The sequence below is a fragment of the Corynebacterium sp. HMSC063G05 genome, from assembly GCF_001810555.1.
In the GTDB taxonomy this organism is placed as follows: Bacteria; Actinomycetota; Actinomycetes; order Mycobacteriales; family Mycobacteriaceae; genus Corynebacterium; species Corynebacterium jeikeium_D.
Genome location: NZ_KV801851.1, coordinates 109,772 through 123,692, shown reverse-complemented (window position 1 = coordinate 123,692; position 13,921 = coordinate 109,772). Strand labels below are relative to the sequence as shown.

The window sequence follows — 13,921 nt, the reverse complement described above, 5'->3', positions numbered from 1 at the left end:
TTCCTACCTCAGTCATTTTTGAGATACCCTTCTCACTATATGGACACAAATGAGTGTAGCAGAACCTAGCGCTCACTCCCCGTCACTGTCTGCGCGATTTTTAACATCTCCATCGTTTTCACAATCCACCCCGCCTACTGCTCTCTCCTTTTCCAAATCCCGCCGCACCTTATCCACTAGGCCGCGGAGACTGTCATGCAATTTGCGACGTTTCTCATTGTGCTCAGCCAGCGCAGCGGTCTTCTTTTCAGTCTGCGAGGCAAAGGTGTAACGACCATGCCCAGTGTGCTCTTTCTCCGACTGCGCAAACGGCCCTTCATCACAAGAGAGGAACGTCCAAGCTTCGATCCCATCATCACCTCGAACAACTCGCCACATACCGGCAGTTTTGAGGTTGTGGTGCCTTCGACAGAGACAATGGAGATTATCTGTGTGCGTGACCCCTTCCTTTTGCCGCTCACCACCGGAAAGGCTGTGATCAAATTCCACAATATGGTCGATATCGCACTTTTCCGCGGGGACATCGCATCCAGGAAAACTACACACACCGTCACGGGCACGCACGAATGCACGCTGAGACTCGGAGGGCCGATACCCCTCAACCGCACTATCCCCCAGCACCCGCAATGTCGATACCCGCTTCAGCCAAGACTCGGCCACCAGCGAAGAAAGCCAACCTGCGCCAGCGAGCCACACTGGAGTGTTTTCCGGTTCGCCATCCTCCCCGGGAGAGAGCACTCGGAAGAGTTCCAGATTCACCTCCACCTCACAAGTACCGCGTAACGCATGCATGAAAGCTGCCGCGCGACTCACTTTCATCTTCTTAGCCACTGCGTCGATAATTGCAAGGGCTTCCACTGCATGATGCCGCTCGAGGACAGTAGTCAGTGTCGTAACTCCAGCGTCACCATGTTCATCAACTGCGATAAACTCCTTAGCCGTCATACGATCGCCGAAGTAGTCGAGAGCCGCAGCTTGAACCTCCCGTACCTCCTCCGACTCCACGGGATTATCCGCCGACTCTCCATCCGCCTCGACCTGGTATGCCGCCGCATCAATTGCAGCATCTACGGTCGCCTCCACATTCCGGGCCAGGACCCTATCAGCCTGCAACCCAGCGACATCCACATCACGTGGCCGCACTTCCGGAGCACACTCACCAATCACTCGCTGCACCCGCGTTGCCATCGCACGCACGCCACGGAGTGCCTCCCCGTCGCGCCTAGGCTTAACGACGTCCACGAGACCCGACTCCACTGCGTCAACCTTGTCATCGGCTACAGGTCGGGTATGTTTACCAAGCATTGCTAAATGCCTCATCGACAAATGCCCGCGCTCCTGACACATTTCCGCTAGTTGCGGCATACGTCCAAGCATGTAGCCAATTTCCATATATTTGTTCACTTCGGCGCGTGAGATTCCAAGCACCACCGACCAATAAGCCAAATGAGCTTCGACATCGCCATCATCTGGTGGTGCGACCCGCTGAGCGATAACCATCTCCAGACGATTAATCTCGCGCATCACTTCAGCGAGCGAATGAGCCCTCACCTCATGGCTGAACCGAAATTCCCCACACGATTCCAACTCTGACATTGCACTGTCCCCTCCCTAACGAGGTCCCCTAACGAACAGTTCTTTATCAATTCGCCCACACCATATCCCCCACCCCGGATTCAAACCGCTGCGCACCCCAAAAATCTCCACATTATTCGAACCCTATTTCGAACCGAGGCTGAAAGAAAATCCCGCCCTACGACGCAAACTTCGTCGTAAAGCGGGAACCGCACTAGAAACCTAGTCGACCGGCTTCATCGAACCGTTCTCGAGGAAACGACGGTGGAAGTCGTAAGAAGTACCCAGGTCATGCGGAGTATGCAGGTACGGGGTGGCCTTCTCAGCACGCTCAACGTATTCGAGCAGCGCCTCCTTGTACATCGGGTGCGCACACTTCTCAATGACAACACGGGAACGCTGACGCGGCGCCAGTCCACGGAGGTCAGCCAGACCCTGCTCAGTGATGATGACCATCACGTCATGCTCAGTGTGGTCAACATGAGAGACCATCGGCACGATTGCGGAAATATCGCCATTCTTCGCCAGCGACGGCGACACGAAGGTGGAGATATAGGCGTTACGGGTGAAGTCACCGGAACCACCAATGCCGTTCATCATGCGCGAACCAGCTACGTGCGTGGAGTTGACGTTGCCGTAGATGTCAGCCTCAATCATGCCGTTGGTGGTAATCAGCCCCATGCGGCGGACCAGACCCGGGTTATTGGAGATGTCCTGCGGACGCAGAACGATCTTCTCACGGTAGTCAGCGGCATTCTCGTTCATACGAGCTGCATATTCAGGAGACAGCGAGAATGCAGTACCGGAAGCCACGGTCAGCTTGCCAGCATCCATCAGGTCGACCATGCCGTCCTGGATAACCTCAGTGAAGGAGGTCAGGTTCTCATACTTGGAGTCGAGCAGACCTGCGAGAACGGCGTTCGGAATGTTACCGACACCCGACTGCATCGGCAGCAGGTTCTCCGGCAGACGACCGGCCTTGACCTCGCCATCGAGGAAGTCGAGCAGGTAGCCAGCAATAGCCTTGGAGTCATCGTCCAGCGGCTTGAACGGCGAGTTACGGTCCTCGGCGTTCGTCTCGACGACAGCGACAACCTTATCGACATCGATCTGAACATCCGGAGTGCCGATGCGGTCCCCCGGGTTCACAATCGGAATCTCCTTACGGTTCGGAGGCAGGCCGACACTGTAGATGTCGTGCATACCCTCGAGGTCCTCGGACTGCCAGGAGTTGACCTCAATAATGATCTTCTCTGCAGCATTGAGGTAAGAAATGCTGTTACCAACCGAAGAGGAAAGAATCAGGGAGCCATCGGCCTTAATGCGAACAGCTTCGACCACGGCAACATTGACCGGACCAAAGAAGCCCTGCTCAGTCATCGGGCCAGAGTGCGACAGGTGAATATCACTATAGAAGGCATCGCCTGCATTGATACGGTTACGCATTCCCGGGTCGGACTGGTACGGCATACGCCACTCAACACCATTGGCCTTCGCCAGCGCACCATCAAGTTCCGGAGCGGTAGACGCGCCGGTCAAGACCTTAATCTTGAACTCGTCGCCACGCTCGTGAGCGGCCTCCATGCGCTCAGCGAGAGCCGGCGGGACAACCTTCGGGTAGCCAGCACCGGTAAATCCGGCAAAGCCCACCATGTCTCCGTGGTTGATGAACTGCGCCGCCTCCTGCGCGGTCATCACCTTGGATTTAAGACCAGCATGGGCAATACGATCTGACATGAATTCACCTTTCTATATCCCCCAACGCGACTATCGGGGGTAGCACTTCGAACACCAAAGCACACCCCCAACCCTATCAACGAAGCGGTTAGCGCCTTTCATTCAGATGCCCGAAAGCGCCCCCATTTTAGGCACATTCCATACGCCACTAAAGCCGACTACAACACCGTTTTATGCCCTACGTCACAACCAGTCGACAATCAGCCATGCGACACATTTACAACCCCTCACATAGCCCAATTCATGCACTAGTTATTGATAATCATTTTCAGTACGCTAGTCTTGTCGGGTGACTTCTACCGAATTTTCTGATAGCACCACCCAGACCACTCCCGTCACCGTCCTGTCCGGATTCCTGGGCGCCGGCAAGACCACCCTCCTCAACAACCTCCTGGCAAACTCACAGGGGCGCAAAATCGCGGTCATCGTCAACGACTTCTCGGAAGTCAACGTCGATGCCGCCCTCATCGAGCAGGGCACATATCTCGAGCGCGGCGAGGACCGTTTCATCGAAATGTCTAACGGCTGCATCTGCTGCACGCTGCGAGATGACCTCGTGGAAAACGTCGGCAAGCTCGCGCGCAGCGGCAAATTCGAACACATCGTCATCGAATCCACCGGCATCTCCGAGCCCATGCCAGTCGCCGCTACCTTCGAGTGGGAATTCGACGATGGCCGTCGCCTCGCCGACATCGCCCCCATCGACACGATGGTCACGCTCGTCGACGCCTCTACATTCCTCGACAGTCTCCGCCAGGGGCGCGCGCTGCCTGACGACGAACGCACGGTCGCCGACCTCCTCGTCGACCAGGTGGAATTCGCCGATCTCATCCTCATCACCAAATCCGACCTCGCCGGCGAAAAGCTCACCGGCGGTACCGAGGAAACGATCCGCGCAATGAACCCCCGCGCACGCATCGTCCGCGTGACTAACGGCGAAATCGCCACCTCTGCCATTCTCGACGCATCGCTTTACGACGAAGGTACCGCGGCCACTTTCCACGGATATGCAGAAGAACTTGCGAATCCCCACACGCCGGAGACTGAAGAATACGGCATTTCTTCGGTTGTTTTCCGAGGCAATCGACCCTTCGACCGCGAACGACTAATCAAGGCTCTCCGCGGCACAAAGGGGCTCGTACGATCCAAGGGGCACTGCTGGATTTCCGACCGCCTCGAAGTCGCCCACGTGTGGAGTCAGGCGGGGCCGAACCTGAAAATCACCCCTGCCGTCATGTGGGCGCAGACCGATGTCCCACCATCCAATGAGGTCGTACTCATCGGTGTGAAATTTAACCCAGAGGCCACACTGCAAGCGTTCGAGGATGCCATGCTGACCGACGAAGAAGTGCGGGAATTGCTGTAACAAAGCCCCTGGAAGAGCGCCGATAAACGACCCGCTGAAGCGATCAGAGTGTCATAAATCACTTCTCAACCTGCGGGTGTGGCAACACACTGTTAGCGCATGCTAGGTTAGGCGACAAAACTAAAGTCGAACAGTCTATCTAGGAGATGACATGTCTGATCGCATCGCACATGCCGGTTTGCGCGGCAAGGTAATGACCGCCGACGAGGCTGCACAGTTTATCAATCATGGTGATGCCCTCGGCATCTCTGGCTTCACCGGTGCTGGCTACCCGAAGGCTCTGCCGACTGCGCTGGCAAACCGCGGCAAGGAACTCCACGCCAAGGGTGAAGAGTTCGCTGTCGACATCTACACTGGCGCTTCCACTGCCCCGGACTGTGACGGCGTGATGGCAGAAGCTGACATCATCCGCTACCGCATGCCGTACCAGGGCGATCCGGCACTGCGTAAGTCCATCAACTCGGGCAAGGCGAAGTACCAGGACATCCATCTCTCCCACTCCGCGCTGTACATCGAGCAGGGCTTCCTGCCGATTGACGCCGCAATTGTTGAGGTCACTCGTATTACGGAAGATGGACACCTCGTTCCGTCGTCAAGCGTTGGCAACAACGTCGAGTGGATGGACAACGCTGACAAGATCATCATTGAGGTCAACTCGTGGCAGTCCGAGGAACTCGAGGGCATGCACGACATCTACCGCATTCAGCACCTGCCTAACCGCACGCCGGTGCCGATCAACGCTCCGGGTGACCGCATTGGCACCCCTTACATCGACATCAACCTGGACAAGGTTGTCGCAGTTGTCGAGACCAACGCGCCGGACCGCAACTCCCCGTTCAAGCCGTTGGATGAGACCTCGAAGGCCATTGCCGGCCACTTCCTCGACTTCCTCGAGGGCGAAGTTCGCGCGGGTCGCCTGGCTTACGACCAGTACATCATGCAGTCGGGCGTCGGTAACGTTCCGAACGCCGTGATGGCGGGTCTGTTGGACTCCAAGTTTGAGAACATCAAGGCCTACACCGAGGTTATTCAGGACGGCATGATTGACCTGATTGACGCAGGTAAGATGACCGTCGCTTCGGCTACCTCCTTCTCCCTGTCTCCGGAAGCTGCCGAGCGTATGAACAACGAGGCTGCTCGCTACCGCGAGAACATCATTCTGCGCCCGCAGCAGATTTCTAACCACCCGGAGGTTGTCCGTCGCGTCGGCCTGATCGCCACCAACGGCATGATTGAGGCCGACATCTACGGCAACGTCAACTCCACCCACATCAACGGCTCCCGAATGATGAACGGCATCGGTGGTTCCGGTGACTTCACCCGTAACGCCTTCGTTTCTTCGTTCATCTCGCCGTCGCTGGCGAAGGACGGTGCGATTTCGACTATCGTTCCGTTCGCTTCGCACATTGACCACACCGAGCACGACGCCATGGTCATCATCACCGAGCGTGGATTCGCTGACCTGCGTGGCCTGGCACCACGTGACCGCGTGGCGAAGTTGATTTCCGTTGCACACCCGGAGTACCAGCCACTGCTGGAGGAGTACTACGAGCGCGCGCTGAAGACCGCTCCGGGCATGTCTACCCCGCACGATCTGCGTACTGCTTTCGACTTCCACGTCAACATGATTGAGAAGGGCTCGATGAAGGGCTAGGCAGTAGGGCTACGGCTGCATAGATCAGCTGGGAAACAAAAATCCCCTCCATGCGGAGGGGATTTTTCATGCAGTAGAAGCTGCGCTAGAGACTAGCTCTAAAACGTCTAGGCGCTCAGAACTAGTCCAGCTCAAGCTGCAGAGCGTGGGTAGCGGAGATCTCCTCGGTAATCTTTTCGACGAGCTCCTCCGGAACCTCCTTGGAAACGCGCAGCACCAGGATGGCAGTCTGATCTGCTTCCTGCGGAGACAGAGCAGCAGCCTCGATGTTGATGCCGGACTCACCCAGGGTGGTAGCAACGCAACCCAGAGCGCCCGGAAGGTCCTTGTACAGCAGGAAGAGGTTACGGCCCTGAGCACGCATGTCGATGCCGCGGCCATTGATACGGACAATCTTCTCGACGCGGTTCAGGCCAGTGAGAGCACCAACGACGGTAGCGGTGGAGCCATCAGCACCGATGACCTTGACTTCGAGAACGGAGCGGTGGGAGACGGACTCCGGCTCGGTCTCGACAGTGAAGGTCACACCACGCTCTTCTGCGATACGCGGAGCGTTGACGAAAGTGACCGGCTCTTCCACCATGAGGGAGAACAGTCCACGGATTGCTGCCATACCCAGAACGTTAACGTCCTCAGTGTGCAGCTCACCGCGAGCGGTGACCTCAACAGCGGCCGGAGCGCCCTCGAGCAGACCGCCAGCAACCAGCCCCAGCTCACGAGCCAGCTCGAGCCACAGGGCCACCTCTTCACCGACAGCGCCACCGGAAACGTTGACAGCATCCGGGACGAACTCGCCAGCCAGTGCCAGCAGCACGGACTTAGCGACATCGGTACCCGCACGGTCCTGAGCCTCAACGGTGGAGGCACCCAGGTGCGGAGCACAAACAGTTTCCGGCAGACCAAACAGCGGGGAATCCGTGCACGGCTCGGTCGCGTATACGTCGAAGCCAGCACCGCGGATGTTGCCTGCCTTGATCGCGTCGGCAAGCGCCTGCTCGTCGACGAGACCGCCGCGGGCAGCGTTGATGATGATCTGGCCCTTCTTGGCCTTGCCCAGGAGCTCAGCATCGAACATGCCAGCGGTTTCCTTGGTCTTCGGCAGGTGGATGGTCACGAAATCAGCGCGAGCCATCAGGTCTTCCAGCTCAACCAGCTCAACACCGAGCTGAGCAGCACGAGCCGGGTTCGCGTACGGATCGTACGCAATGATGTTGGTCTCGAAAGCAGCGAGACGCTGCGCAAACAGCTGGCCGATGTGACCGAAACCGACGATACCGACGGTCTTGCCGAAGATTTCGACACCCTTGAAGGAAGAGCGCTTCCACTCTCCCTCACGCAGGGACGCGTCCGCAGCCGGCAACTGGCGAGCGGTGGCCAGCAGCAGTGCGATTGCGTGCTCACATGCAGAGTGAATATTAGAGGTCGGAGCGTTGACAACCATGACGCCGCGCTTGGTAGCGGTATCGATGTCGACGTTATCCAGGCCAACGCCGGCGCGACCGACGATCTTCAGATTCGGAGCAGCCTCGAGGACTTCCTGATCCACGGTGGTAGCGGAGCGGACGAGAAGTGCGTCAGCATCACCAACCGCAGCCAGGAGCTCAGCGCGGTTCGGGCCATCTACCCAACGGACCTCAACGGAATCCCCCAATGCGTCCACAGTGGACTGTGCCAGCTTGTCGGCGATGAGGACAACGGGGCGAGCGTTCTGGCTCACAAGCATCTCCTGGTTTGTCTCGAAAAGTTTATGCAGTATGTGCGGTGTCACTTAAGAAAACTACTAAAGCGTGCACGCGCATTACGTCTCATCATAAACTCTGGGGGTGAGACACGGGGGGACTTACCTAAGCAAAACGGCGCTTACTACCCTTTGTTTAGGGAGTAAGCGCCGTTGCCCCCGACATTCAAGTCGGCAAATATTTCGCGTTATATTTTTATTTCTGCTGGTCTATAACCTACTGGTACGTAACCAACCACGGACGCGGCTCGATGTTCATGGTCTCCTCAGGAGTAAACATCGGCTGATCCTCGTCGATGAAGTTCTTCCACGCCTCGAAAATCTCCGGCTGCAAATCCTGCAACATGACGTTCCAGGTCTCAAACTTCTCCTGCGCGGTGCCATGGCCGTCGGCATGCAGAACGAATGCGAGCTCCGGGTGCGACAGATCCAGCGTCTCACGGTCGCGAATCATCTGTAGCTGGAACTGGTGCAGCATCAGCATCTTCTGCGGAAGGTTGTTCTTACGAGTCAGCTCAGCCAGCCAATCAGCAACGCGGTTGACTTCTTCAGCCTTAACGTGACCAACCTGAGTCGCCGGAACCTGCCCCGGTTCCATCTTCCACTCCGGGTCCAGCGCCAGACCGACGTTTGGCATCTTCAGCAGTTCTTCGTAGAACTTGGCCTGGTCCAGGAAGTCTGCACTACCCGGCTGCAGGTCGATGATGACGTAGCCGCCGGCCTTGGTCATGGCCTCGACGTACGGCTTCAGAGCCTCAACCGGAGCTGGCTCGGAGTAGTCACCGCGTGGACCCGGGTCAGCCTGCGCGACCGAAGCGATAATCTCGAAGGCCGGCAGTACCGGGTCATCAGCGAACTTCTCGTACTGCTTGACGTAGTCCTTCGCACGTGCGACGGCATCCTCCGGATCATCCTCGCCCATCACGCCCAATGGAGCGACACCTGGGTGACCATACGTTGCAATCAGATGACGGCCGGGGAACAGCAGTGTGCCTCCACCTGGCAGCTCCTTGACCTTGTCATCTTTGGCAAGCTCGATGGACTGATCAAACTTGTCCTTATCGCCGAAAACCTTACCCAGAGCAATCAGGGACTCGCCGTCGCGAGCAGCGGAAATCGACTCAGAGGTAGCACGCGCGTCGCCCACCGGCAACCAACTGACCTTCAGGCCAGCGGCACGGGCCGTAGCAATGGAGGCCAAACCGGTACCCGGTGCGGCCAGTGCCAATTTGTCCTTGACCTCCTTCGGAGATCCCTTCGGCAGGGTGACGCTCTCCTGTCCCTTGTCATCCTGCCCATCGCTGGCGCGATCCTGAGCCTCCTGGTTGGCTGCCCCATCCTTCGTTGCATCGCCCTCGACGACAGTTGGCTTCTCCGGATCCATCTCAACGACAGCGCGAGTCGGCTTCGACTCCGTCTCCTTGAGAACCTTAAACTCGGTACCGACGAGCTCCTTAAGGCCATCGGTCGTACCCGGATCGGCAATGATCTGACGGCCCTCTTCGCCAGTCAGGTCAACTGCCCCCACAGTAAGGACTGTCTTTGCGCCCAGGCGGTCAATCTCTTTTTCCACATCGGCGATATCGGCGCCAGTATCACGGCCACGAGCATCCTTCTTCGGGCTCTTGGCAGTAGTGTCATCTTCCGCATCTTCGGCAGAACCAGCCACTAGCATCGGCAGACCAGCAGCAACCGCGATGCCTGCCGCCCTACGCTGCTCAGCAGAGCCAGCCGAGGAAACGACAACCGCTTCCGAACTGTCGATCAGACTTTCCGACGCTGCGATGTCGTCGCTAAGCACCGTCGATTCAGCGTCCACCTTCTTCGTGGAAACAGCGCTGTCGGAATTTCCACACGCGACCAAGGCGCTTGACCCCAACGCCAGGCTGACCGTCAGGGCAACGGTTGCCGTCACGCGCCGCGTCATTGCGGATACTCGCACATTTACCTCCGTGAAATGATTTGATTTCAACGATTAGACTATCGAACGTCTTTGTTGAGGGAGACCTTTCACCCCAGATTAGAACCCCGGATAGGACTGGGGCTACACCCGTTTGGCAGTAGTTGCTTTTAGCTCAGACGTTTATTCCACACGTCTACCCCACACGGTTCAGTGAAAGAAAACTAGTAAGAGAGATACGAAAAGGGCCTCATCACGGCGGTGAAGCTCAGTGATGAAGCCCTACTTCGCGAACAAGCGAGGGATTCGCTTAAGCAACAAACTTAGGCAGTCTCAGCGCGAGCGTCGACCTTAACCCAGCTCATCAGGTCGCGCAGCTTGGAGCCGACCTCTTCAATCTGGTGGTTGTTGTAGGAAGCGCGCAGGTCCTCGAGCTCCTTGTTGCCGCCCTCGACGTTGGCAATCAGGCGCTTGGTGAAGGTGCCGTCCTGAATGTCAGACAAAATCTCGCGCATGTGCTGCTTGGTATCAGCGGTAATAACGCGCGGGCCAGACAGGTAGCCACCGAACTCAGCGGTGTCGGAGACCGAGTAGTTCATGTTGGCAATACCGCCCTCGAACATCAGGTCAACAATCAGCTTCAGCTCGTGCAGGCACTCGAAGTATGCCATCTCCGGCTCGTAGCCAGCTTCAACCAGAACCTCGAAACCGACCTTGACCAGTTCCTCGGTGCCACCACAGAGAACAGCCTGCTCACCGAAGAGGTCGGTCACAGTCTCTGCCTCGAAGGTGGTCGGGATAACGCCAGCGCGGGCGCCACCGATAGCTGCAGCGTAGGACAGAGCCAGGTCGCGGCCCTCGCCCTTCGGGTCCTGGTCAACGGCAATCAGGCACGGAACGCCCTTGCCATCGACGAACTGACGACGAACCAGGTGACCCGGGCCCTTCGGAGCAACCATACCGACGGTGATGTTGTCAGCCGGCTTGATGAGGTCGAAGTGGATGTTCAGACCGTGGCCGAAGAACAGCGCGTCGCCGTCCTTCAGGTTCGGCTCGATGTCCTCGCTGTAAACCTTTGCCTGGGTGGTGTCCGGAACCAGCACCATAATGACGTCTGCCCATGCAGCGGCATCTGCGTTGGACTTAACCTCGAAGCCAGCTTCCTGAGCCTTCACAGCGGACTTGGAGCCTTCACGCAGACCGATAACAACCTCGACACCGGACTCGCGCAGGTTCTGAGCGTGAGCGTGGCCCTGGGAACCGTAGCCCAGGATGGCAACCTTACGTCCCTGGATGATGGACAGATCAGCATCGTCGTCGTACAGCAGTTCAATAGCCATTAAAGTTAGCCTCTTTTCGAATCGGATTCGTTAAAAATCTTAGCGTTTAGTTGTTAGCGGGCCTGGAGCATCGGCTTCGGCCCACGTGCCATTGCGACGGTACCGGACTGAATGAGCTCACGGATACCAAACGGCTCGAGGACCTCCAGCAGGGCTACAAGCTTCGAGCGCTCACCCGTCGCCTCAATGATGACAGACTCTTGAGAAACGTCCACCACACGGGCACGGAAGAGATTGGCGGCATCGACTACCTGCGGACGATTGGTGTTGTCGCAGGAAACCTTCACCATCAGCAGTCCGCGCGACACCATGGTCTCTGGGGGCTGGCGGACCACTTTCAGCACGGGCACCAGCTTGTTCAGCTGCTTAGTAATCTGTTCGATCGGCAGCGTCTCCGTCTCAACCACGACGGTGATGCGGTTGACTCCCTCGGTCTCAGTTTCACCCGAGGTAATCGACTGGATGCTGAAACCTCGGCGGGTGAACATGCCCGCAATGCGGACCAGAATACCCGGCTCATCGAGGGTCAACACGGATAGAGTGTGCAGTTCAGCCATTTTGGGACTCACTTCCTGTTGCTTCGGATCCCGATTAGCGGGTCTTCATGGACGGGTGGTTAGCGTCGGGCTGCTTCGCGGCGTCCTCGGAGTTGTCCACAACAGTGCCGTGGATGTCAGCCGGGGCCTCAGCTGCTGAATTCTCATCGTTGAACAGCGGGCGCAGACCGCGGGCGTATTCGACCTCATCATTGGACTTGCCAGCTGCCACCATCGGCCACACCTGAGCATCCTCACCGACAATGAAGTCAATAACCACCGGTCGGTCATTAATCTCGCGTGCCTTCTTAATCGCCGCCGCGACATCTTCCTTCTTGGTCACGCGGATCGCCACGCAGCCAAGCCCCTCGGAGAGCTGGACGAAGTCCGGCAGGTAGGAGTTGTCCTCCGGGCGCAGCTTGGTGTTGGAGTAGCGCTGATCGTAGAACAGCGTCTGCCACTGACGAACCATGCCCAGATTACCGTTGTTAATCAAGGCAACCTTGATGGGAAAACCTTCCATTGCACAGGTGGTCAGCTCTTGATTGGTCATCTGGAAGCAACCATCACCGTCGATGGCCCAGACTTCCTTTTCTGGAGCAGCCGCCTTGGCACCCATCGCAGCCGGAATTGAGTAGCCCATCGTGCCGGCACCACCGGAGTTGAGCCAGGTGCGCGGGTGCTCGTACTGGACGAACTGCGCTGCCCACATCTGGTGCTGGCCGACGCCAGCGGCATAGATGGCCTCCGGGCCAACGATGTCGGACAGGGTCTGAATTACAAACTGCGGAGCGATTGCACCATCAGTGGGCTCTTCCCATCCGAGGGGGAACTCGTCGCGAAGACCGTCGAGAAGCTTCAGCCAGTCGGCAATCTGCGGGCGGCTAAGACCGAGCTTGGTGTAGGACTCGCTAAGTGCGGCAAGGACCTCACGGGCATCACCGACGATGGGAACGTCAACTTCGCGGAGCTTGCCAATCTCTGCCGGGTCAATGTCGGCGTGGATAACCTTCGCGTTCGGCGCGAAGGAATTCAGATCACCGGTAACACGGTCGTCGAAACGCGCGCCGATAGTGATGAGCAGGTCGGACTTCTGTAGAGCAGCGACGGCGGACACCTTGCCGTGCATGCCCGGCATACCCATATGTAGCGGGTGCGAGTCCGGGAATGCGCCGCGAGCCATCAGCGTGGTCACAACCGGAACTCCAGTCTGCTCGGCGAGCTCGATCAGCTCCTTGGAAGCATCAGCCTTAATGACGCCACCACCGATGTAGAGCACCGGACGCTTGGCTCCAGCAATCATCTCAGCGGCTTCGTCAATCTGACGCTGGTGCGGAGTCGTCACAGGACGGTAGCCCGGCAGTTCAATCTCCGGCGGCCAGGTGAAGTCAATCATCGTATTCTGGAGGTCCTTCGGGACATCAACCAGAACCGGGCCTGGACGACCAGAAGAAGCCAGGTGGAATGCCTCAGCGAGCGCGCGCGGGATGTCCTCAGCTTCGGTGACCATGAAGTTGTGCTTAGTAATCGGCATGGTCACACCACGGATGTCAGCCTCCTGGAAAGCGTCAGTACCCAGCAGCGGGCGACCGACCTGACCGGTGATAGCGACAACCGGAACAGAGTCCATCTGAGCATCCGCGAGCGGGGTCACCAGGTTAGTAGCACCCGGGCCGGAAGTCGCGATACAGACACCGACCTTGCCGGAAACCTGCGCGTAACCAGTGGCAGCGTGGCCAGCTCCCTGCTCGTGGCGCACGAGAACGTGGCGGAGCTTTTCCGAGTCATAAATCGGATCGTAGAGCGGAAGCACTGCACCACCGGGAATGCCGAAGGCTACCTCAACACCAAGCTCTTCAAGGGATCGGACTATGGCTTGTGCACCAGAAATTCGCTCGGGGGCGCTGGTGCGCGCCTTAGCCGCGAATTGGGCGGGCGATGGGGTGTGCTGCTCGTGCGCGTTCACGATTTCGCTCCTGGGTCATGGTGGGCAACTACTCAACTCACATTCACGCGAAGAAGCTACGAATGTGGCGTTGGCTACAACCATAACGTCCACATAGTGAGAAGTCAAT

The 13,921-nt window shown here is 57.9% G+C and carries 9 protein-coding genes; 2 read left to right on the top strand and 7 right to left on the bottom strand.

Annotated features, from left to right (window positions below; genetic code table 11):
* Positions 1-72: 72 nt before the first annotated feature.
* Both HMPREF2751_RS06850 and HMPREF2751_RS06845 read right to left on the bottom strand, forming a co-directional pair.
* Positions 73-1,596, bottom strand: coding sequence for an HNH endonuclease signature motif containing protein (locus HMPREF2751_RS06850; protein WP_070595739.1), 1,524 nt, complete (start codon positions 1,594-1,596; stop codon positions 73-75).
* Between the two features lie 201 nt (positions 1,597-1,797).
* Positions 1,798-3,312, bottom strand: a complete 1,515-nt coding sequence (locus HMPREF2751_RS06845) for an acetyl-CoA hydrolase/transferase family protein (protein ID WP_069358808.1) — start codon at positions 3,310-3,312, stop codon at positions 1,798-1,800.
* 289 nt (positions 3,313-3,601) lie between these two features.
* Here HMPREF2751_RS06845 and HMPREF2751_RS06840 point away from each other — a divergent pair, with 289 nt between their 5' ends.
* Positions 3,602-4,678, top strand: a complete 1,077-nt coding sequence (locus HMPREF2751_RS06840; protein WP_049190124.1) for a GTP-binding protein — start codon at positions 3,602-3,604, stop codon at positions 4,676-4,678.
* Between the two features lie 151 nt (positions 4,679-4,829).
* Positions 4,830-6,332: an acetyl-CoA hydrolase/transferase family protein gene (locus HMPREF2751_RS06835; protein WP_049172105.1), complete on the top strand. Its 1,503-nt coding sequence runs from the start codon at positions 4,830-4,832 to the stop codon at positions 6,330-6,332.
* 121 nt (positions 6,333-6,453) lie between these two features.
* On the opposite strand, the gene serA is transcribed toward HMPREF2751_RS06835, so the two are convergent.
* The 5 genes from serA to HMPREF2751_RS06810 all read right to left on the bottom strand — a co-directional run bounded on the left by serA (position 6,454) and on the right by HMPREF2751_RS06810 (position 13,812).
* Positions 6,454-8,049, bottom strand: a complete 1,596-nt coding sequence (gene serA / locus HMPREF2751_RS06830) for a phosphoglycerate dehydrogenase (protein WP_070595748.1) — start codon at positions 8,047-8,049, stop codon at positions 6,454-6,456.
* Between the two features lie 238 nt (positions 8,050-8,287).
* Positions 8,288-10,012, bottom strand: coding sequence for a hypothetical protein (locus tag HMPREF2751_RS06825; RefSeq protein WP_070595738.1), 1,725 nt, complete (start codon positions 10,010-10,012; stop codon positions 8,288-8,290).
* A gap of 281 nt (positions 10,013-10,293) precedes the next feature.
* On the bottom strand, positions 10,294-11,310 hold the full coding sequence (gene ilvC / locus HMPREF2751_RS06820; RefSeq protein ID WP_038628558.1) for a ketol-acid reductoisomerase: 1,017 nt from the start codon (positions 11,308-11,310) through the stop codon (positions 10,294-10,296).
* Positions 11,311-11,363: 53 nt separating this feature from the next.
* Positions 11,364-11,867, bottom strand: a complete 504-nt coding sequence (gene ilvN / locus HMPREF2751_RS06815; protein ID WP_048735338.1) for an acetolactate synthase small subunit — start codon at positions 11,865-11,867, stop codon at positions 11,364-11,366.
* 34 nt (positions 11,868-11,901) lie between these two features.
* Positions 11,902-13,812: an acetolactate synthase large subunit gene (locus HMPREF2751_RS06810; protein ID WP_070595737.1), complete on the bottom strand. Its 1,911-nt coding sequence runs from the start codon at positions 13,810-13,812 to the stop codon at positions 11,902-11,904.
* Between the last annotated feature and the right edge of the window lie 109 nt (positions 13,813-13,921).